This window comes from Thermosynechococcus sp. PKX95, assembly GCF_031583295.1.
In the GTDB taxonomy this organism is placed as follows: domain Bacteria; phylum Cyanobacteriota; class Cyanobacteriia; order Thermosynechococcales; family Thermosynechococcaceae; genus Thermosynechococcus.
Window position 1 is genome coordinate 1,919,473 of sequence record NZ_CP134171.1, and the last position, 17,922, is coordinate 1,937,394.

The following is a 17,922-nucleotide window of genomic DNA, read 5'->3' on the forward strand; positions in this document are numbered from 1 at the left end:
ATCGCCACTAGAAGTGCCAGAGGCCATTGGGGGGAGCATGACTCGCACGGGCTTGGGGTTGCCGCCAAATACACTCCCCTTGTTGCAGCAGTGTGTGGGCATGAATGAGGCAGTTACCGCGATAGAGGGACAATTCAGTGGGAATGGGGTGATCCAGCAAAAACTGACGGCGAAAAGCCACATTATTCAAAAAGTAGCCCGCCGCCGGTTCCATTTGCCTTCCCCCACTGTATTGCGGAAAAATGTCAGTCAGTGCCATAGCTGTGCGGTAAACACCAGCCCCGCGAATCGCAGTTTCCCCAGCCAGCACTAGATACGCTTGGGGAGCATCCCCTGTTTCAAGAGCAGGACTTCATTGGCGGCAGTGGGGGGTAAATCTTGGCTAGCAAGGGACTGGAGGGCACGGTGGAGTCCAGCCATATCCGCATTTGCCAAGTGCTCAGTTTCCAAGATGATGGAGAAGGTGGGCAGAAGTGGCGTGGAGGACATAGACATCTTGCAGAGGTAGCCGTTCTGTGGGTACAACTCCAGTGTTATTCTCCCAAACGCCATAAATGAGCCGCCCAAACCGTAAAGAATTGCAACATGCGCCTTTGTCGGGTTAAGGGGCAGAAGAATTGCCTATAATACTGTGAGCACGCCAATGCTTGAGGGAGTTGACGTTGACCACAACCGTTTTTCAAACCACAAAATCCCAAGAAATTTTTGCCGCTGCCCAAAAACTCATGCCCGGTGGCGTCAGTTCACCCGTGCGTGCCTTCAAGTCCGTCGGCGGCCAGCCCATTGTCTTTGATCACGTCAAGGGTGCCCACATTTGGGATGTAGACGGCAACCAATACATTGACTATGTGGGGTCTTGGGGACCCGCGATCGTCGGCCATGCCCATCCCGAAGTCATTGATGCTCTCCATGCCGCCCTTGAAAAGGGAACCAGCTTTGGCGCCCCCTGCGTGCTTGAGAATATCTTGGCGGAAATGGTGATTGCCGCTGTCCCTAGTGTCGAGATGGTGCGCTTTGTGAATTCTGGCACCGAAGCCTGTATGGCAGTGCTGCGGCTCATGCGTGCCTATACCCAGCGGGAAAAGGTGATCAAGTTTGAAGGCTGCTACCACGGTCATGCCGATATGTTCTTGGTCAAAGCAGGGTCAGGAGTCGCTACATTGGGTTTACCCGATTCTCCCGGCGTGCCGAAAGCAACCACCGCCGCCACATTAACCGCACCCTACAACGATCTCGAAGCGGTCAGTCGCCTCTTTGAACAGTATCCCGATGACATTGCGGGGGTGATCCTTGAACCTGTGGTCGGCAATGCGGGTTTTATTCCGCCAGATGCCGGCTTTCTCGAAGGGCTGCGGGAGCTGACAAAACAGTACGGTGCCCTCTTGGTCTTTGATGAAGTCATGACCGGCTTTCGCATCGCCTATGGTGGTGCTCAGGAAAAATTTGGTGTGACACCAGACCTCACCACCCTCGGAAAAGTGATTGGCGGTGGCCTACCAGTGGGTGCCTATGGCGGTCGCGCTGACATTATGAAGATGGTGGCGCCGGCAGGACCGGTGTATCAAGCGGGTACCCTCTCTGGCAATCCCTTGGCAATGACAGCGGGCATTAAAACCTTGGAAATTCTCAGCCGCCCCGGTAGCTATGAGCAACTGGATCGGATCACGGGCAAGCTGATCCAAGGACTGTTAGAGGCCGCACGGGAATTTGGCCATGAGGTGTGTGGTGGGCACATCAGTGGCATGTTTGGTCTCTTTTTCACCGCTGGTCCGGTGACGAACTATGAGCAAGCCAAGCAGTCCGATTTGAAAAAGTTTGCGGCCTTCCACCGGGGTATGTTGGAGCAGGGGATTTACCTTGCGCCATCCCAGTTTGAAGCGGGCTTTACTTCCCTTGCCCATACAGAGGCGGATATTGAGCGCACCATTGCGGCAGCGCGGACAGTGCTGAGTCAGCTTTGAGCTTTCACCGTTGCGGCAAGGAGCACCACATCCATTAAGTCCGCAAGGTTGAGGCAGGGAAAGACCATGACATCCCCCAATTGATGAATGGCTCGGCTGCTATCTTCGGCCAAGGTAATCATGGGGAGTTTTCGCAGTTTGGGATGATTCTCCAGATCGGCGACCTCGTCAGCGGGCAAATCCCAAATCAGAACATCGGGTTGCCAAATCTCCACCAAGAGATCGGCCTGTTCGAGGTCTTCTGCTTCGAGGAGCCGCAGGTGGGGCAGGCTAATGTCATGGAGGAGGCCGAGGCGGAGTACCGTTTGATTGAGGAGGGGACGCTCAAAAGTCGATTCTTCGACTGGAGCAGCCAATCGCGGGAAACACCAGCGATCGAGGACATCAATCAGCAGGCTGGGATGACTACTCAAGGGCAGCCGTTGCACAAAACCGGTCAAGCCCAAGGGAGTGGCTTCATCGGAGAGGATGATCAACGGAACAGTGGCCGTGAAGGGGCTGGTGGCCAGACTCTCAACCACATCAGCCAAAATGAGACTACTGGCGGGGCGGACAACAATGGCCGTGGGTTGCAGTTGCTCCAGCTTATCCAGCGCTTCAAGGGGATGGCGAGCGACCACATAGCCGTAGTGACTGCGCTGCAATGCGGAAGTCGTGTCCATGATCCACGTGGCATCATTACTGACCAAAAGGATCAATTGAGCCGTAGTGGGTAATTCAGGGGGAAGTTCCTCAGCAAAGGGCAGTAGTACTGTCCACTCACTGGAGTCGTCAGCTTGGGCAATAAAGGAAAGCTCACCATTGTGGAGACGACAGAGTTGGCGGGCGAGCATCAGCCCCATGGTGACTTCGGCGTAGTCCTCGAGGCATTCGTGCAGCAGGCGATCGTGATCCTTGAGGGGAATGCCATGTCCCTCTTCCCACAGTTGCAGCGCCAGCCAATTTTGCCAGCGACTCAGGCGTAGTCCATAGCGATCGCTGGGAAAGAGCATCAGCCACCCCAAGAGATGGGCAAGAATCTGCCGTAGCCGCAGAGCATCGCCGTAGAGGTACACATGGCTCAAGGGCTGATCAATGTGCCACTGCCACTGCCAACCCGGCGGGGTTAGATGGTAAAGATGCTCCGCCAACTCCTGCGATCGCAACCACAAACCCGCCAATTCTACGGTTTCCCATTGCAATTCCAACTCTCGCCAAAGGGCACGGGTGTGGTCCTGCCACGCCTGAATGAGGCGATTCATTTGCCAACCGCTACGCTGGATCAGGGCAAGGTAGTCCTGTTGCTCTGGTAGAGGGTGCTGCCACAAAAGTTGGGTGAGGCTGAGAATCGCCGTTAGGGGATTTTTGAGTTCATGCCCCAAGCTCAGGAGGAGGCGCTTTTGCTGATGGAGGCGCAGTTGGTGCAAGCGGGTGGGGGTCGTCGGATCTGACTCCTGCCGCCGTTGGGCAAAAAATAACCAATAGCGATCGCTCGCCACCGCGACACCGCTTTCTGCCTTCTCCCAGTCCAACGACGTTAAATTCAAGGGAAACGAACACACCTGCCAGAGCGATCGCCCGAAGGGCGCGCTACGCGATCGCGCCTCTAGTGCCTGACAATTCATGCCTTCAAATTTAGGCTGCACCAGTGGCAAGAAATCAGTTAAGTGTTCTGACCAAGCGCGATTTTGCCAAACGACTCTCCCTTGGGCGTTTTGAATTTGTACCGGCAAAGGCAATTCTTCAATCACCTCCAGCCAAGGCAAAGGGGGCTGGCACGCCCAGCGATAGAGCAAGCGTTGCTGATCCAGCAGTCCCAAAAAACAACCCTGTGCATCCACAACCGCAATATAGGCTGGCATCTGGACTTGGCTGCGCAACCACCCCTGAAACTGCAATAGTGTCCACGTTGCGGGTACCACCATCACGGGCGATCGCCAAGAAGCCGTCACACTCCCCACCGCCAAGTCGGCTAACGTCCCTTCCCGCTCCAAACTCAACGCCAACCGCCAGCCCTGCACCACTCCCAAGGGTTTTTGCCCCTCATCCACAATGACGATCGTCTCTGGGAGGGTTTCTTGCCAACGCTGGCACACCTCGCTGAGAGACAAACCTGCCCCCACCGTCATTGCAGGTTCAGTAAAGCTGGCTAGGGAGAGGGAATTCATGGATACAGCCCTTTTTTGCAACGGGGGATACATCAAATAATGAAGTAGGATGCCGTTTTACGCCGGCTTTGCCATTCTTGAGTGTGTTCTGTCCTTGTGAGCAGGGCTGTTGGTCCTAAGCTTGTAATGAAATGGCAACACTCCTCCAGAAAACACTGCCACCACCAGCGAGAAAGTGATAGGATGCTATCAGATGCAAACTCAAGTTCTGAAAGCACGTGGCGCAGTCAACCGCACTAACAATCTGTGGCTTAGTTTACTCGCCCGCTATTGGCCAAGAATTAGTCCGTTTGCACAACTCCGACATCGATGAACTGGTTTACTTTTCCGACGAGAGAGAGTTTTGCACTTACCTAGAGCAGCGGCGCAATAATGTCGCTTGTTTAATTTTAGAATGGGGAGAGGGGACGCCGCAAATCATTACCTATCTTCACCACAGCGCCACACTCCTGCCCGCGATCATTATCTTTCCTGCCGGCACCTCACCCGTTCCGCCGGGGCCGCACTACCACATTGCTGAAAGCATTCTTACCGCTGACAACCTCCACCAGCTCAACCACCAAATTGAGGAAGCCATTACGGGATTTGTCAAACTCTGTCCGGGCTGTGCGGTGCCGCCCCATGTCATGTTTCGCATGCCAGCCCTGAAAGAAAGTAGTAATGTCGATCCGCAGCATCGTCTTTCCCAAAAATTGAAGGAGCGGCTCGGCTACCTAGGGGTCTATTACAAGCGAGACACGGAATTTTTCTTCCGCCGTATGTCCACTGCCGATAAACGCAAGCTGCTGGATGAATTGCGCTCAATTTATCGTACCATTATCCTTGAATACTTTAATACCGATGCCAAAGTTAATGAGCATATTGACGAGTTTGTTAGTAAAGCGTTCTTCGCGGATATTTCTGTTTCCCAAGTGCTAGAGATTCACGTTGAACTCATGGATAACTTTTCCAAGCAACTCAAACTCGAAGGTCGTAGTGAGGACATTTTGCTGGACTATCGCCTGACGCTCATCGATGTCATTGCCCATCTGTGTGAAATGTACCGTCGCTCTATTCCGCGTGAGGTGTAGTTTCTATGGCCCCACTGCGGAAAACCTACGTTCTCAAGCTCTATGTGGCTGGCAACACCGCCAACTCCGTGCGTGCCCTCAAAACCCTCAATAATATTCTTGAAAAAGAATTTAAGGGGGTTTATGCCCTCAAAGTCATTGATGTCCTCAAAAATCCGCAACTGGCCGAGGAGGATAAAATTCTAGCGACCCCGACCCTTGCCAAAGTCTTGCCCCCACCGGTGCGCCGCATCATTGGCGATCTCTCGAATCGCGAAAAGGTGCTCATTGGTCTTGACTTGCTGTATGAAGAAATTGGTGAGCAAGCCGAAGACGATCTTGATTTGGAATGAGACCTTTCTTCCCCTCGGTTTAGAATAACCCTTTGGAAATCCCTTTAAGAGTGCCGACTTAGAACCTCTATGACTGATACACCAGAAAACCAGCCCAGTTCAACGCCGAAGGTGGCTGCCGAAGTCAAAAAAATCCGCACGATGATCGAGGGCTTTGATGACATTAGTCATGGTGGCCTGCCCCAAGGACGCACGACACTCGTCAGTGGTACATCGGGTACCGGCAAGACCCTCTTTGCGGTGCAGTTTCTCTACAACGGCATTACGATTTTCAATGAGCCGGGCATCTTCGTCACCTTTGAAGAGTCTCCCCACGACATTATTAAAAATGCCCTGAGCTTTGGCTGGGATCTCCAAAGTCTCATTGATCAAGGGAAGCTCTTTATCCTTGATGCCTCCCCAGATCCCGATGGCCAAGATGTGGCGGGAGACTTTGATCTATCGGCGCTGATTGAGCGCATCCAGTACGCCATCCGCAAATACAAAGCAACACGGGTTTCCATTGACTCCGTGACAGCCGTCTTTCAGCAATACGATGCGGCCTCGGTGGTGCGGCGGGAAATTTTCCGCTTGGCCTTCCGCCTCAAGCAACTGGGGGTCACCACCATTATGACCACGGAGCGCATTGATGAATATGGCCCAGTGGCACGCTTTGGTGTCGAAGAGTTTGTCTCCGATAATGTGGTGATTTTGCGTAATGTGCTGGAGGGAGAACGGCGGCGGCGCACGGTCGAAATTCTCAAGCTGCGGGGCACCACCCACATGAAGGGGGAATATCCCTTTACGATCAACAACGGTATCAATATCTTCCCCTTGGGGGCAATGCGTCTTACCCAGCGCTCCTCCAATGTGCGGGTGTCTTCGGGGGTCAAGACCCTCGACGAGATGTGTGGCGGCGGTTTCTTCAAGGATTCGATTATTTTGGCCACGGGTGCTACGGGTACTGGCAAGACCCTCTTGGTCAGCAAATTCTTGGAGACGGGCTGCCAACAGGGAGAACGGGCACTGCTGTTTGCCTATGAAGAATCGCGGGCGCAGTTGTCGCGTAACGCATCCTCTTGGGGCATTGATTTTGAGGAGTTAGAACGCCAAGGTCTGCTGCGGATTGTCTGTGCCTATCCAGAATCAGCGGGTCTTGAGGATCACCTGCAAATTATCAAGTCGGAGATTGCAGACTTTAAGCCTTCGCGGGTGGCCATTGACTCCCTATCAGCGCTGGATCGGGGGGTGAGCAATAATGCCTTCCGGCAGTTTGTGATTGGGGTTACAGGCTTTGCCAAGCAGGAGGAGATCACTGGCTTTTTCACTAACACAACGGATCAATTTATGGGGTCGAACTCGATTACGGAGTCCCATATCTCGACCATTACGGACACAATTTTGCTGTTGCAGTATGTGGAAATTCGCGGTGAAATGTCACGGGCGATTAACGTCTTCAAGATGCGTGGTTCTTGGCACGATAAGGGCATTCGTGAGTACGTGATTAGTGAGAAGGGGGCGGAAATTCGCGATTCCTTCCGCAATTTTGAGGGAATTATTAGCGGTACCCCCACCCGTATTGCTGTGGATGAAAAAACTGAGTTGGCACGCATTGTGAAAGAGGTGCAGGATCTAGACAACGAGTAACAGAGAGTCCGTTGCAGAAGGAGGGAGTAGGCGCCAACCCTTGCCTTATAGCCACGTCCTGTTTATGTCCCCCATGTAGGCACGCTGGATGCAACTAAATCAGGTCATTGTCGTTCATAAGGCGGGCGATCGCCAGAGCAAGGAATGGGCGGATCGCGCCTCCCGTCAACTGCAACAGCGTGGCGCCAATGTGCTTGTGGGGCCGAGTGGACCTAAGGACAACCCCTACCCCGTCTTTATGGCCTCGGTAACAGAGCCGATAGATCTGGCCGTTGTTCTGGGGGGAGATGGCACTTCCTTGGCGGCGGCACGGCATCTGGCTGCGGCGGGGGTTCCGATTCTGGCGGTCAATGTGGGGGGGCATTTGGGGTTTTTGACGGAACCATTAGAGCTGTTTCGCGATATGGAGGCGGTTTGGGATCGCCTTGAGCGGGATGAGTACGCCATGCAACAGCGAATGATGCTGCAAGCCCAAGTGTTTGAGGGATCAAAATTGCATCCTGAAGTGGTGGGCGATCGCTACTATGCTCTGAATGAAATGTGCATTAAGCCGGCATCTGCCGATCGCATGATCACCGCCATCCTCGAAATGGAAATTGATGGCGATGTGGTGGATCAGTACCAGGGGGATGGGTTGCTGGTGGCCACCCCCACCGGCTCCACCTGCTATACGGTCGCCGCCAATGGCCCCATTTTGCATCCGGGGATGGAAGCGCTTGTGGTGACGCCGATTTGCCCCTTGAGTCTTTCGAGTCGCCCCATTGTCTTGCCTGCACGCTCGTCAGTGAGCATTTGGCCGTTGGACGATCACAGCCTCAATACTAAACTGTGGATGGATGGCGTACTGGCCACCTCCATCTGGCCGGGACAGCGGGTACAGGTGACGATGGCCGATTGTCAGGCACGCTTTATCCTCCTGCGGGATCACTACTCTTTCTATCAAACGCTACGGGAGAAGTTGGCTTGGGCAGGGGCACGCATTCCTTACCACAACAACCACCGCAATTAGATCACAACCCCATGCTTGCAACGCATCTATAATGGGCGCATTCCTCACGGGTCTTTTGCGATGATTGTCAGTCCCCTTGAACGAGCGGTGCTTGGATCGAGTGCCGAAACGCTTGTTGATCAGCTTCTGGAAATTGGCATTGCCCTTTCCGCGAGCCAATCCCTAGAGGAACTACTGCATCTCATTCTCACGAAAAGTCGCCAAATTACCGCTAGCGATGCCGGCACAATTTTTCTAGTTCAGGGCGAACGGGCAGTTCTGGAATTTAAGGCGGCTCAAAATGATAGTGTTGCTCTCCCTGAGCAGGTACAGGACACTACAGTCCCCCTCACCCCTGATAGCTTGGTGGGCTATGCCGCCCTCACGAGGGAATCCCTGAATATTCCCGATGTGTATGCCCTAGCGGGAAACGAGCTGTACCAATTCAATCGTTCTTTTGATGAAGCCCTGCGCTATCGAACCTGCTCGGTGCTGGTGGTGCCGATGCAAAATGTCAGTGGTGAGGTGATTGGCGTTCTGCAACTGATTAACCGCAAGCGATCGCCCGACACCCTGCTGACGCCAGAAACCACTGTGGCTCTCACCCAACCCTATAGCCCTTGGGAAGAACACATTGTGCGATCGCTGGCCAGTCAGGCGGCTGTGATTATTGAGCGCAACCATCTCCTAGAAAGTATTGAACAGCTCTTTGAGGGCTTTGTCACCGCCTCAGTACAAGCAATTGAGGTGCGGGATCCCACCACGGCGGGACATTCGGAACGGGTGGCAGCACTGACAGTACGCCTAGCGGAGATCACCCATGCAACCTCAAGGGGGGTCTTTCGGGAAGTCTCCTTTAGCGATCGCCAACTGCAAGAGATTCGCTATGCAGCGCTGCTCCATGATTTTGGTAAGGTGGCCGTCCCTGAAGCCATTCTCAACAAGCAAAAGAAATTTTTCCCTGAGCAACTGGAGGTGATTCGCCAACGGTTTGCCCTTGTGCGCCGCACCCTAGAAATGGAAACGGCTCAAGCCAAGGTGAACTATCTCCTGTGCCATCCCCACACGGTTCATAGCCCAGAACAGGCCTGTCACCACTGCGCCTTTTTACGGCACCTCGATCAGGAACTCCAGCAACAACTGCTCACCCTCGAAGTCTATTGGCAGTTGCTCGAGCAGGCCAATGAGCCGCAAATTCTTGATGAAGAGCCCCTTGCCCGCCTTCAGGAATTAACCCAGTTTTATTACCGCGGCATTGATGGGCAACTCCATCCCCTGATTACGGCCAGCGAACTCGAGCAACTCTTGGTGCGGCGAGGGAATCTTACCCAACAGGAGCGGCGGCTCATTGAAGCCCACGTGACCTATACCTACCAATTTCTCTCTCGCATTCCCTGGACACCCCACCTAAAAAATGTGCCGATCATTGCCTATGGTCACCATGAGCGATTGAATGGCAGTGGCTACCCGCGAGGTATTGGGGCGGCGGAGATTCCTTTGCAAACCCAGATGCTGGCGATCGCCGATATTTACGATGCCCTGACGGCCAAGGATCGCCCCTACAAAAAGAGCCTACCCGTGGATGCGGCCCTAGAGATTCTGTGGCAGGAGGCCAAGGAATTTAAGATTAATCCCGATCTCGTTGAACTCTTTGAGCAACAGGAGGTCTTTCGGGTGCTGGGGCACCAGCGCTAGGGTTGATGGGGAGACGATCGCAAAAAGGAGACTTTCCAAAGCGTAGCCGCCAGCCAATTAGTACAGGTATGGGCGACGATCGCTAGGAGTAAATTATTCATTGCGACGGCACTATAGGCAAACAGCCCGCCCACAATGGTTGCCCACAGGGCATAGGGCCACTGCTGCCGCGATCCAGCGTGCAAAATACCAAAGCACACCGAGCTACCGATAATCCCTGCCCAGTTGAGACCCAAGCTTGGTAGGAGCACCCCGCGAAAGAGCAGCTCTTCACTGAGGCCGGGCAGAATGCCAATCCAAAATAAATCAGGCCACAGCAGCGGTGAAAGTACCAGTTTCAGGTAGGTATCCGACGCATGGCGGTAGGCGGGCCAGAGCCGATACAAAATAGCCCCCATCCCCGTAATTCCTAAGCAGAGGACAATCCCTAAAACCACTGCCCAACCATCCCAGCGCAGCGGCAGAAGTCCCGCGGAAAAGGGGGTCAATAACCACACCCGCGCCAAAATCAGCCACAGGATGGCCGTCAACGCCATGGCCACTAAGACCTGCGTACGACTCAGAGGCTCATCGGGCAGGGGGGACTCCTCCATAGGCCTACGCTTTCTGGAATTGACCAAATTGGAAGTTATAGACCTCTTCCTCTTTTTCAGAGATGAGTTTGAGATCTGAACAGGGGCGAGCCACACAGAGGAGCACATAACCTTTTTCCCGCAGTTCGGGACTCAGCCCCATGGCATCGCCGTGATCAACGGTACCCTCTTGAATTTGGGCGGCACAGGTAGTGCACACTCCCGCATTACAGGAACTGGGGAGATCAATGCCAGCAGCGGTGGCCGATCGCAGGATGGGTTTATCGGCACTGGCTTCAAACGTGTAGGTTTGTCCTTGGTGCAGGATCTCAACACGAAAGGTTTGGGTCATTCTTGCAGTGAGCTATGACGCAACATCTTTCCTATTATCCCCCTAATCCTCGCGATCGCTGGTTTCCTCTAGTGCGGACTTTAGCCAGCGGCTCAAAGGTTCAGGGATGGCGACCCGTTGGCGTTCTTGCAGGCAAATGTGTTGTGTCTGGGCAATGGCCACGCGATCGCCCCCCGCATTGTAGAGCGTATAGGTGAGTTGAAAACGGCTGTGATCCAGTCTTTGGGGGTCAATGGTCACCCGCAGGCGATCGCCACAGTAGAGGGGCTGAAGACAACGCACCTGCGCCTCCGTAATCGGCACAATCAGGCCATTGTTGCTAAAAAATTGCCGCAGATCCACCCCCAACTGGGCAAGGACATCCTCATAGGCCTCATGGCAAAACCGCAGCAGATTAGCAAAGTAAACTACCCCAGCGGCATCCGTGTCAGCAAAATAAACCGTGCGCTCATAGTCGCGAAGGGGTGTTGTATTCATTGATAACCATCCCATAGGGTTGCCCAACACAAGTCGTACAAGTCGTACGCAAAAACGCACCACAGCCTTTATTGTTAATGTAGAGTACAGCCCTTTCGCAAGCTATTGGGGTACGGGACGGATGAGGAACAAAGGCAGTTCTGATCTGCGACTTCTTTTGAGCACGCTTGTCATCAGCGGCTTGGTCGCAGCACTGGCCTATTGGCAACTCAGTCAACGCTGGACGCCCTCCCCCGATCAGAATGGTGGCTCCCCTACAGAAACCACCTCCAAGTGGCAAAAAATTGCCCTCGCTACGACGCTGCGCGGCCATCAAGATGAAGTGAACGCGATCGCCCTTAGTCCCGACGGTAATTTACTCGTCAGTGGTGGCGACGATCGCAAGCTGTATTTTTGGAATTTGGCTACGGGAACTGCCCTCGGACAAGCCACCGGTCACACCGATTGGATCTACGCCCTTGTGATCACGCCCGATGGTCAAACCGTAATTAGCGGCAGCAAAGACAAAACCATCAAACTCTGGGGTGTGAGCGATCGCCAGCTCCAAGCCACCCTCACTGGCCACCAAGATTTTGTAAATGGCTTAGCCCTCAGTCCCGATGGCCGCACCCTTGCCAGTGCCAGCTATGATCACACCGTCAAACTGTGGGATCTCCCTAGCCGTCAGGAAATCACTACCCTAAAAGGCAATGAGGGCATCATGCTCAGCGTTGCCATTAGTCGCGATGGGCGTTTTTTAGCCACTGGCGGAGTGGATAAGCTGATCCGCATTTGGGATTTGCCCTCGCGCCGCCTCCTGCGCACCCTCGAAGGACACACTAGCGATGTCAATAGCCTCGCCTTCACCCCCGACAGCAGCCAACTAGTGAGCGGCAGCGACAAAGACGGGATCAAAGTCTGGAACTTGGCCACAGGAGAACTTCAGCATCAGTTTGGCACCGAAGGTGGGCAAGTCTTTAGTGTGGCGGTGAGTCCCGATGGCAGCACCATTGCCAGTGGCCACGGCGATCAAACCGTCAAACTTTGGTCCCTCTCTGGTCAGCCATTGCGTACCCTCAAAGGCCACTCTGGTGCCGTGTACAGTGTCGTCTTTGGTCAGGATCAACTGATCTCCGCCAGTGAAGACAGCACCATTAAGGTGTGGCGCCTCTTTCCCGGAAGCTCATAGAGAACTTATATGTCTCAACTGCGAAGCAAAAAAAACGGCTAAGATGCCCAAGAATCTTAGCCACGGAGAACAACGGCTTGAATCTTCTTTAGCCAACACTCCCCTCGAGCTTCAGGCTCAGCAGGCGATCGGCCTCGACCGCGAATTCCATCGGCAACTGGTTAAAGACATCGCGACAGAAGCCACTAATCATCATTGAGACCGCATCTTCGGTAGAAATGCCCCGCTGGGCAAAGTAGAAAAGTTGATCCTCACCAATTTTTGAGGTTGAGGCCTCATGCTCCACCTGTGCCGTGGGGTTTTGCACCTGAATATAGGGGAAGGTATTGGCGGCTGCCGTATCACCAATGAGCATCGAATCGCATTGGGAATAGTTGCGTGCTCCCGTGGCCTTCGGCCCAATTTTCACCAAGCCGCGATAGCTATTTTGGGAGTGCCCTGCCGAGATCCCCTTGGAGACAATCGTGCTGCGGGTATTTTTGCCAATGTGGATCATCTTGGTCCCTGTGTCCGCCTGCTGGTAATGATTGGTGAGGGCAACGGAGTAGAATTCACCCACGGAATTATCCCCCACCAAGACACAACTGGGGTACTTCCAAGTAATGGCTGAACCTGTTTCCACCTGTGTCCAAGAAATCTTGGAATTGCGGCCAAGGCAGAGTCCACGCTTGGTCACAAAGTTATAGATGCCCCCCTTGCCGTTTTCATCGCCAGCGTACCAGTTTTGCACCGTGGAGTATTTGATTTCGGCATTGTCAAGGGCCACCAGTTCTACGACTGCTGCGTGGAGTTGATTGGTATCGAACATGGGAGCAGTACAGCCTTCAAGGTAGCTCACATAGCTGCCCTCATCAGCAATAATCAGCGTGCGCTCAAACTGCCCCGACTCCCCATTGTTAATGCGGAAATAGGTGGATAGCTCCATCGGACAGCGGGTGTTCTTGGGAATATAGACAAAAGAGCCATCGGAAAAGACGGCGGAGTTCAAAGCAGCATAGAAGTTATCGCCAATGGGGACAACGCTGCCCAAGTATTTCTGCACCAACTCGGGATATTCGTGGAGCGCTTCAGAAATAGAGCAGAAAATAATCCCTTGCTTGGCCAACTCCTCACGGAAGGTGGTGGCCACTGACACGCTATCGAAAATGGCATCTACGGCCACATTGCTCAGCCGCTTTTGCTCTGAAAGGGGAATCCCCAGTTTCTCAAAGGTTTCCAGCAGGACGGGATCCACTTCATCCAAGCTCTTCAGCTTTTCCTTTTGTTTTGGAGCCGAATAATAGACAATGTCTTGGTAGTTGATGGGGGGATAGCTCACCCGTGGCCATGTGGGTTCGCTCATCTTCAGCCATTGGCGATAGGCCCGCAGGCGAAACTCCAGCATGAACTCTGGCTCGTTCTTTTTGGCAGAGATGAGGCGGATAATGTCCTCGTTGAGACCTCGGGGAATGGTTTCCGTCTCAATTTGGGTGACAAAGCCGTATTTATAGGGCTGATTGACGAGGGATTGTACCGTTGCCGACATCGAGTGTTCTCTTGGGTGAAGGAATGGCCAAAATTTAGAGTATATTAAGCAACAAGATGGTTGCTTTATCTCTAGGACTAATTTAGCAACAAAACGGTTGTTTTAGTCAAGGGGGCGTTGCGTGACGCTCACATCAGATACTAAACAGGACATCTTACACTGCCTTCTCCGCGACGGTCACCTCAGTGCCCAGGAGTTGGCGGCACAACTGGCGATTAGTCCGCAAGCGGTGCGGCGGCACCTCAAGGATCTAGAGGCGGAGCAACTAGTGACCTATGAAGTCCTGTCGGGTACGGTGGGGCGTCCCCAATACCGTTACACGATTAGCGAGGCGGGACGAGAGGAACTACGGCAACTGCAACTGCGGCAACAGTCGAGTCAGACAAAGGGCTTTGCCGTTGAACTCTTGGAATCCGTAGCAGCAACCCTGGGCCCCGAGCAGATGCAGGACGTATTGCAGGCAGCTTGGCAGCGCAAGGCATTGGCCTATCGCGAGCAAATGGGAAGCGGTACGTTGGCGGAACGCTTGGCACGACTGGTGGCCCTGCGGCGACAGGAAGGGTATATGGCAGAGTTTTACCCCGTAAGTGAGCCTCAAGGTGCCTATCTCTTTACGGAATACAATTGTGCAATTTCCGCGGTTGCCCAGTCTTTTCCCACCGTCTGTAATCATGAGTTAGAGATGTTTGCGATCGCCCTTGGGGATTGTGCTGTGGAGCGCACCCATTGGCTTGTGGATGGTGAACATCGCTGTGGTTACCTGATTCGTCCTCTGAAGTAGCATGGCCTTTTGTCCGCCCACGTTTGTCCAGCAGAGCTTTAGCACCAGCAGTGGCCGTATGGTCTATTACACCCCCAGCGATCGCTACTGGGGTCAGGTGCAATCTCGCCCTCCCCTGGTCTTTCTCCACAGCTTGGGGGGTGGGTCTAGCCACTACGAGTGGTCGCAGGTGTATCCTGCCTTTGCGGCTCGCTACCGCGTTATTGCCCCGGATCTGATTGGTTGGGGGGAGTCGGATCACCCTGCCCGCGACTACAGCACTAGTGATTACTGGCTAATGATTGCTGAACTGTTGCGGATGCTGGGTTCCCCTGTGCCGGTGGTTGCCTCCTCCCTAACGGCGGGCATTGTGGTGCGCTTGGCGATTCAGCAACCCCATCTTTTTGAGCGTTTGTGTCTGGTCTGCCCCAGTGGATTCAATGACTTTGGTGAAGATCAAGGACAGGCGATCGCCAATGCCCTGCTGAGGGTGCCGATTCTTGATCGCCTCATTTACACCGTTGCTGCTGCTAACCCCTTGGCGGTGCGCAACTTCCTCACCCAATTTATTTTTGCCGATCCGCAGCGGCTACGCTCGGAAACTGTTGAAGCCTACTTGGATGCCGCCTGTCGTCCCAATGCCGAATGGGCAGCTCTGGCCACCCTGAAGGGAAATCTCTCCTTTGATCTCAGCCAGTATTTACCCCAGTTAACGATCTCCACCGTGATCCTCTGGGGAGAAAAGGCCAAGCTCACGCCCCTTTCTCTAGGTGAGCGACTCTATGCCACCGCCCGCGATCGCCTGCAAGCATTCCATGTGATCCCCAACGCAGGGGTCTTACCCCATCTGGAGCAACCCGAATGGGTGATCTACAGCCTGCGGCGCGATTTCTTGCTTTAAGTTGTTCCCGATACAGGTATCCTAGAAGTATTGCTTGAAGTATTGGTGCAATGGCAGAAATTCAATTTATCCGTGGCGTTGATGAAGAAGTGGTTCCCGATGTGCGTTTGACGCGGGCACGGGATGGCAGCAGTGGTCAAGCCATGTTTTACTTTGATAACCCGAAAATCGTCCAAGAGGGCAATTTGGAGATCACGGGGATGTACATGGTGGACGAAGAAGGCGAAATTGTTACCCGTGATGTCAATGCCAAGTTCATTAACGGCCAGCCCGTTGCCATTGAGGCCACCTACACGATGCGCAGCCCCCAAGAGTGGGATCGCTTTATTCGCTTTATGGATCGCTACGCTGCCAGCCATGGCCTTGGCTTCCAGAAGTCCTAACCAGTCTTAAATTGATCGGGTGCCGATTCAAAAAGATTGTGCTAGCTTAAAGTTACGATGCCTTTTTTGTCTTTATTCAGGACACAGGGCATCTGCAAGTTCTATAGCGATACAGTAGGGACATCAATGGATTATCTAGAGAGCCTGCTTGACACCCTCAAATCGTGGTTAAAAAAACTGTTGGAACTTCTAGGTGGCGCCGATCCCACCCCTGAGCTGGAGCCAATTCCGATTCCCGTGCGCGATCGCCGATAGAGCGACAGCATTCAACACCATTGAGTCAGTTTTGAACGGTTAGGTTAAGCTTGGCCTTTCATATTTTGGTGCTTCATGGCCCCAATCTAAACCTGTTAGGGCAACGGGAGCCGGGGATTTATGGGGTTGTGACACTAGCGAGCATCAACCAATCTTTGGCAGCCTTGGCGCAGGAGTTAGGGGTAACCATTGAGTGCCTCCAATCCAATCATGAAGGGGTCTTGGTAGATGCGATTCAAGAGGCAATGGGGCGTGCCCAAGGCATTTTGATTAACCCCGCAGCCTATACCCACACCAGCGTAGCTCTACGAGATGCGATTGCTGCGGTTGCCCTGCCCACTGTGGAAGTTCACCTGAGTAACATTCATCAACGGGAAACTTTTCGCCATCATTCCTACATTGCGCCGGTGGCGATCGGTCAAATTGCTGGCTTTGGTGCTGATAGTTATTTGTTGGGGTTACGGGCACTGGTCAATTATTTACAAGCAAAAGGCTAATTCTCAGCGGGGGGGGCGATCGCCAGCGGTGTTCCCAACTGTCGTGCCAGCCAAAATTCCAGATTGCGTACCCAAGATTTACCATCAAGGCGCTTGACAAGAACGGGTTGCACCAAGATCGTGAACATCCCCAAGCGATTGCCCACGAGAATATCCGTAAACAGGCGATCGCCCACCATGGCCACCTGATCATAGGGCAAATTCATGGCTTGCACGGCCTGACGAATCTTACGCCGCGAGGGCTTGCCCGCCCCCATCAAAAAGGGTAACTCCACCTGCTGGGCAATACGTTCAATGCGGCGATGGTTCAAGTTATTGCTCACTAGCCAGATCGGCATCTGATGCTTGATCTCCAGTAGCCACGCCAGAATTTTCGGCGGCAGATCTTCATCCCACGTGGGGAGGAGCGTATCATCCACATCCAGCACCATGCCCCGCAGATGATATTTTTCCAACAGACTGGGGTGCAACTGTTCAATGGTGCTTTCAAGAATTAAATCCGGTTGCAGCAGTGCTGCTAGAGACCCAGTGGCCATTGAAAACGCAAATAACGAAGAAGAAGCTTCTGCCAGACTATCACGATCCTAGGGGAGAGTGGGAACTGCAAAAATCTTTCCTAGTGTTACTCCAATCACAAAGGATATGCTACCATCTGAGAGAATGCCGCGTGTCAACGGATATGGCGAAGGTTCTGGTACTCAATGCCTCCTATGAACCACTCAATATTACGAGTTGGCAACGGGCAGTTGTCCTTTTAATCAAGGGCAAGGCGGAGCAAGTCGAGCACAACGGCAAGATGGTTTACAACAATTTTCCCTTGCCGACCGTCATTCGTCTGCGGCATTATGTCGTCACTCCCTACAAAGAAATTCCCCTTACTCGCCGCAATATCCTGCATCGAGATGGCCATTCTTGCCAGTACTGTGGCTATACCGGGGATGAGCTCACCCTTGATCACGTCATCCCCAAATCGCGAGGGGGAGGGGACACTTGGGAAAATATTGTGACCGCTTGTGTGCGCTGTAATGTCAAGAAGGGGAATCGCACCCCAAAAGAGGCCAATATGCCCCTACGGCAAACACCGCGGCGCCCCATTAGTAGCCTATACTTTGAGGTTACAAAGCACGTGCGCACGGGTACTCACCAAGAATGGCGTAAGTATGTTATTGGTGCCTAGTTTTTTCCACTCCATTGAATCCTGAGGGGAAAAGTG

The 17,922-nt window shown here is 53.5% G+C and carries 21 protein-coding genes; 13 read left to right on the top strand and 8 right to left on the bottom strand.

All coding sequences use genetic code 11. From position 1 onward, the window contains the following. Window positions 1–7: 7 nt before the first annotated feature. Window positions 8–214, bottom strand: coding sequence for a hypothetical protein (locus tag RHH81_RS09430; protein WP_310742963.1), 207 nt, complete (start codon window positions 212–214; stop codon window positions 8–10). Between the two features lie 95 nt (window positions 215–309). Beyond that, window positions 310–489, bottom strand: a complete 180-nt coding sequence (locus tag RHH81_RS09435; RefSeq protein ID WP_206199958.1) for a hypothetical protein — start codon at window positions 487–489, stop codon at window positions 310–312. Between the two features lie 236 nt (window positions 490–725). On the opposite strand from RHH81_RS09435, the gene hemL reads away from it, so the two are divergent. Further along, window positions 726–1,961 carry a glutamate-1-semialdehyde 2,1-aminomutase gene (gene hemL, locus RHH81_RS09440; RefSeq protein ID WP_315862931.1) on the top strand — a complete coding sequence of 412 codons (1,236 nt, stop codon included), beginning with the start codon at window positions 726–728 and terminating at the stop codon, window positions 1,959–1,961. On the opposite strand, the gene RHH81_RS09445 is transcribed toward hemL, so the two are convergent. Continuing rightward, window positions 1,952–4,108 carry a HAMP domain-containing sensor histidine kinase gene (locus tag RHH81_RS09445; protein ID WP_206199960.1) on the bottom strand — a complete coding sequence of 719 codons (2,157 nt, stop codon included), beginning with the start codon at window positions 4,106–4,108 and terminating at the stop codon, window positions 1,952–1,954. The genes hemL and RHH81_RS09445 overlap by 10 nt on opposite strands. 218 nt (window positions 4,109–4,326) lie before the next feature. On the opposite strand from RHH81_RS09445, the gene RHH81_RS09450 reads away from it, so the two are divergent. From RHH81_RS09450 to RHH81_RS09470, 5 genes are all read left to right on the top strand, one after another. Further along, a complete protein-coding gene (locus RHH81_RS09450) occupies window positions 4,327–5,178 on the top strand; it encodes a circadian clock protein KaiA (RefSeq protein WP_206199961.1) in 852 nt (283 codons plus the stop codon). A 5-nt stretch (window positions 5,179–5,183) separates the two neighbouring features. After that, on the top strand, window positions 5,184–5,510 hold the full coding sequence (kaiB, locus tag RHH81_RS09455) for a circadian clock protein KaiB (RefSeq protein WP_206199962.1): 327 nt from the start codon (window positions 5,184–5,186) through the stop codon (window positions 5,508–5,510). Between the two features lie 69 nt (window positions 5,511–5,579). Beyond that, window positions 5,580–7,136 carry a circadian clock protein KaiC gene (kaiC, locus tag RHH81_RS09460; protein ID WP_206199963.1) on the top strand — a complete coding sequence of 519 codons (1,557 nt, stop codon included), beginning with the start codon at window positions 5,580–5,582 and terminating at the stop codon, window positions 7,134–7,136. Window positions 7,137–7,224: 88 nt separating this feature from the next. Then, entirely contained in the window at window positions 7,225–8,145 is a 921-nt protein-coding gene (locus RHH81_RS09465; protein ID WP_206199964.1) for an NAD(+) kinase, read from the top strand. A 60-nt stretch (window positions 8,146–8,205) separates the two neighbouring features. Then, entirely contained in the window at window positions 8,206–9,819 is a 1,614-nt protein-coding gene (locus RHH81_RS09470; RefSeq protein WP_310742964.1) for an HD domain-containing phosphohydrolase, read from the top strand. On the opposite strand, the gene RHH81_RS09475 is transcribed toward RHH81_RS09470, so the two are convergent. The 3 genes from RHH81_RS09475 to RHH81_RS09485 are packed head-to-tail and all read right to left on the bottom strand — an operon-like array spanning window position 9,816 to window position 11,220. After that, the gene (locus RHH81_RS09475; protein WP_206199966.1) at window positions 9,816–10,412 is read right to left on the bottom strand and encodes a CPBP family intramembrane glutamic endopeptidase; all 597 of its coding nucleotides are present in this window, start codon (window positions 10,410–10,412) and stop codon (window positions 9,816–9,818) included. The two genes, RHH81_RS09470 and RHH81_RS09475, sit on opposite strands and share 4 nt — an antisense overlap. Before the next feature lie 4 nt (window positions 10,413–10,416). Beyond that, window positions 10,417–10,743: a 2Fe-2S iron-sulfur cluster-binding protein gene (locus RHH81_RS09480; RefSeq protein WP_149818908.1), complete on the bottom strand. Its 327-nt coding sequence runs from the start codon at window positions 10,741–10,743 to the stop codon at window positions 10,417–10,419. 42 nt (window positions 10,744–10,785) lie between these two features. Then, window positions 10,786–11,220, bottom strand: a complete 435-nt coding sequence (locus RHH81_RS09485) for a thioesterase family protein (protein WP_310742965.1) — start codon at window positions 11,218–11,220, stop codon at window positions 10,786–10,788. A gap of 157 nt (window positions 11,221–11,377) precedes the next feature. Between RHH81_RS09485 and RHH81_RS09490 the strand changes: the two genes are divergently transcribed. Next, window positions 11,378–12,388, top strand: coding sequence for a WD40 repeat domain-containing protein (locus RHH81_RS09490; RefSeq protein WP_310744288.1), 1,011 nt, complete (start codon window positions 11,378–11,380; stop codon window positions 12,386–12,388). Window positions 12,389–12,476: 88 nt separating this feature from the next. On the opposite strand, the gene sufB is transcribed toward RHH81_RS09490, so the two are convergent. Further along, window positions 12,477–13,913, bottom strand: a complete 1,437-nt coding sequence (sufB, locus tag RHH81_RS09495) for a Fe-S cluster assembly protein SufB (protein ID WP_206199969.1) — start codon at window positions 13,911–13,913, stop codon at window positions 12,477–12,479. A 121-nt stretch (window positions 13,914–14,034) separates the two neighbouring features. Here sufB and sufR point away from each other — a divergent pair, with 121 nt between their 5' ends. The 5 genes from sufR (at window position 14,035) to aroQ (ending at window position 16,709) form a co-directional block, all read left to right on the top strand. Next, complete coding sequence (gene sufR, locus RHH81_RS09500) at window positions 14,035–14,694, top strand: iron-sulfur cluster biosynthesis transcriptional regulator SufR (protein ID WP_149818916.1); 660 nt, start codon at window positions 14,035–14,037, stop codon at window positions 14,692–14,694. Window position 14,695: 1 nt separating this feature from the next. Further along, window positions 14,696–15,574, top strand: a complete 879-nt coding sequence (locus RHH81_RS09505) for an alpha/beta hydrolase (protein ID WP_310742967.1) — start codon at window positions 14,696–14,698, stop codon at window positions 15,572–15,574. 50 nt (window positions 15,575–15,624) lie between these two features. Further along, entirely contained in the window at window positions 15,625–15,957 is a 333-nt protein-coding gene (psb28, locus tag RHH81_RS09510) for a photosystem II reaction center protein Psb28 (protein ID WP_149818920.1), read from the top strand. 126 nt (window positions 15,958–16,083) lie between these two features. Next, entirely contained in the window at window positions 16,084–16,212 is a 129-nt protein-coding gene (locus RHH81_RS09515; RefSeq protein ID WP_255451719.1) for a hypothetical protein, read from the top strand. 50 nt (window positions 16,213–16,262) lie between these two features. After that, window positions 16,263–16,709: a type II 3-dehydroquinate dehydratase gene (gene aroQ / locus RHH81_RS09520; RefSeq protein WP_190278250.1), complete on the top strand. Its 447-nt coding sequence runs from the start codon at window positions 16,263–16,265 to the stop codon at window positions 16,707–16,709. On the opposite strand, the gene RHH81_RS09525 is transcribed toward aroQ, so the two are convergent. Next, window positions 16,706–17,245, bottom strand: coding sequence for a YqeG family HAD IIIA-type phosphatase (locus RHH81_RS09525; protein WP_206199971.1), 540 nt, complete (start codon window positions 17,243–17,245; stop codon window positions 16,706–16,708). The genes aroQ and RHH81_RS09525 overlap by 4 nt on opposite strands. Before the next feature lie 143 nt (window positions 17,246–17,388). Between RHH81_RS09525 and RHH81_RS09530 the strand changes: the two genes are divergently transcribed. After that, a complete protein-coding gene (locus RHH81_RS09530; RefSeq protein WP_206199972.1) occupies window positions 17,389–17,886 on the top strand; it encodes an HNH endonuclease in 498 nt (165 codons plus the stop codon). Window positions 17,887–17,922: the final 36 nt, after the last annotated feature.

Coding starts and splice junctions, on each gene's coding strand:
- RHH81_RS09430 (WP_310742963.1), bottom strand. CDS start 214: ATGGAACCGGCGGCGGGCTACTTTTTGAATAATGTGGCTTTTCGCCGT.
- RHH81_RS09435 (WP_206199958.1), bottom strand. CDS start 489: ATGTCCTCCACGCCACTTCTGCCCACCTTCTCCATCATCTTGGAAACT.
- hemL (WP_315862931.1), top strand. CDS start 726: ATGCCCGGTGGCGTCAGTTCACCCGTGCGTGCCTTCAAGTCCGTCGGC.
- RHH81_RS09445 (WP_206199960.1), bottom strand. CDS start 4,108: ATGAATTCCCTCTCCCTAGCCAGCTTTACTGAACCTGCAATGACGGTG.
- kaiB (WP_206199962.1), top strand. CDS start 5,184: ATGGCCCCACTGCGGAAAACCTACGTTCTCAAGCTCTATGTGGCTGGC.
- kaiC (WP_206199963.1), top strand. CDS start 5,580: ATGACTGATACACCAGAAAACCAGCCCAGTTCAACGCCGAAGGTGGCT.
- RHH81_RS09465 (WP_206199964.1), top strand. CDS start 7,225: ATGCAACTAAATCAGGTCATTGTCGTTCATAAGGCGGGCGATCGCCAG.
- RHH81_RS09470 (WP_310742964.1), top strand. CDS start 8,206: ATGATTGTCAGTCCCCTTGAACGAGCGGTGCTTGGATCGAGTGCCGAA.
- RHH81_RS09475 (WP_206199966.1), bottom strand. CDS start 10,412: ATGGAGGAGTCCCCCCTGCCCGATGAGCCTCTGAGTCGTACGCAGGTC.
- RHH81_RS09480 (WP_149818908.1), bottom strand. CDS start 10,743: ATGACCCAAACCTTTCGTGTTGAGATCCTGCACCAAGGACAAACCTAC.
- RHH81_RS09485 (WP_310742965.1), bottom strand. CDS start 11,220: ATGAATACAACACCCCTTCGCGACTATGAGCGCACGGTTTATTTTGCT.
- sufB (WP_206199969.1), bottom strand. CDS start 13,913: ATGTCGGCAACGGTACAATCCCTCGTCAATCAGCCCTATAAATACGGC.
- RHH81_RS09505 (WP_310742967.1), top strand. CDS start 14,696: ATGGCCTTTTGTCCGCCCACGTTTGTCCAGCAGAGCTTTAGCACCAGC.
- psb28 (WP_149818920.1), top strand. CDS start 15,625: ATGGCAGAAATTCAATTTATCCGTGGCGTTGATGAAGAAGTGGTTCCC.
- RHH81_RS09515 (WP_255451719.1), top strand. CDS start 16,084: ATGGATTATCTAGAGAGCCTGCTTGACACCCTCAAATCGTGGTTAAAA.
- RHH81_RS09525 (WP_206199971.1), bottom strand. CDS start 17,245: ATGGCCACTGGGTCTCTAGCAGCACTGCTGCAACCGGATTTAATTCTT.
- RHH81_RS09530 (WP_206199972.1), top strand. CDS start 17,389: ATGGCGAAGGTTCTGGTACTCAATGCCTCCTATGAACCACTCAATATT.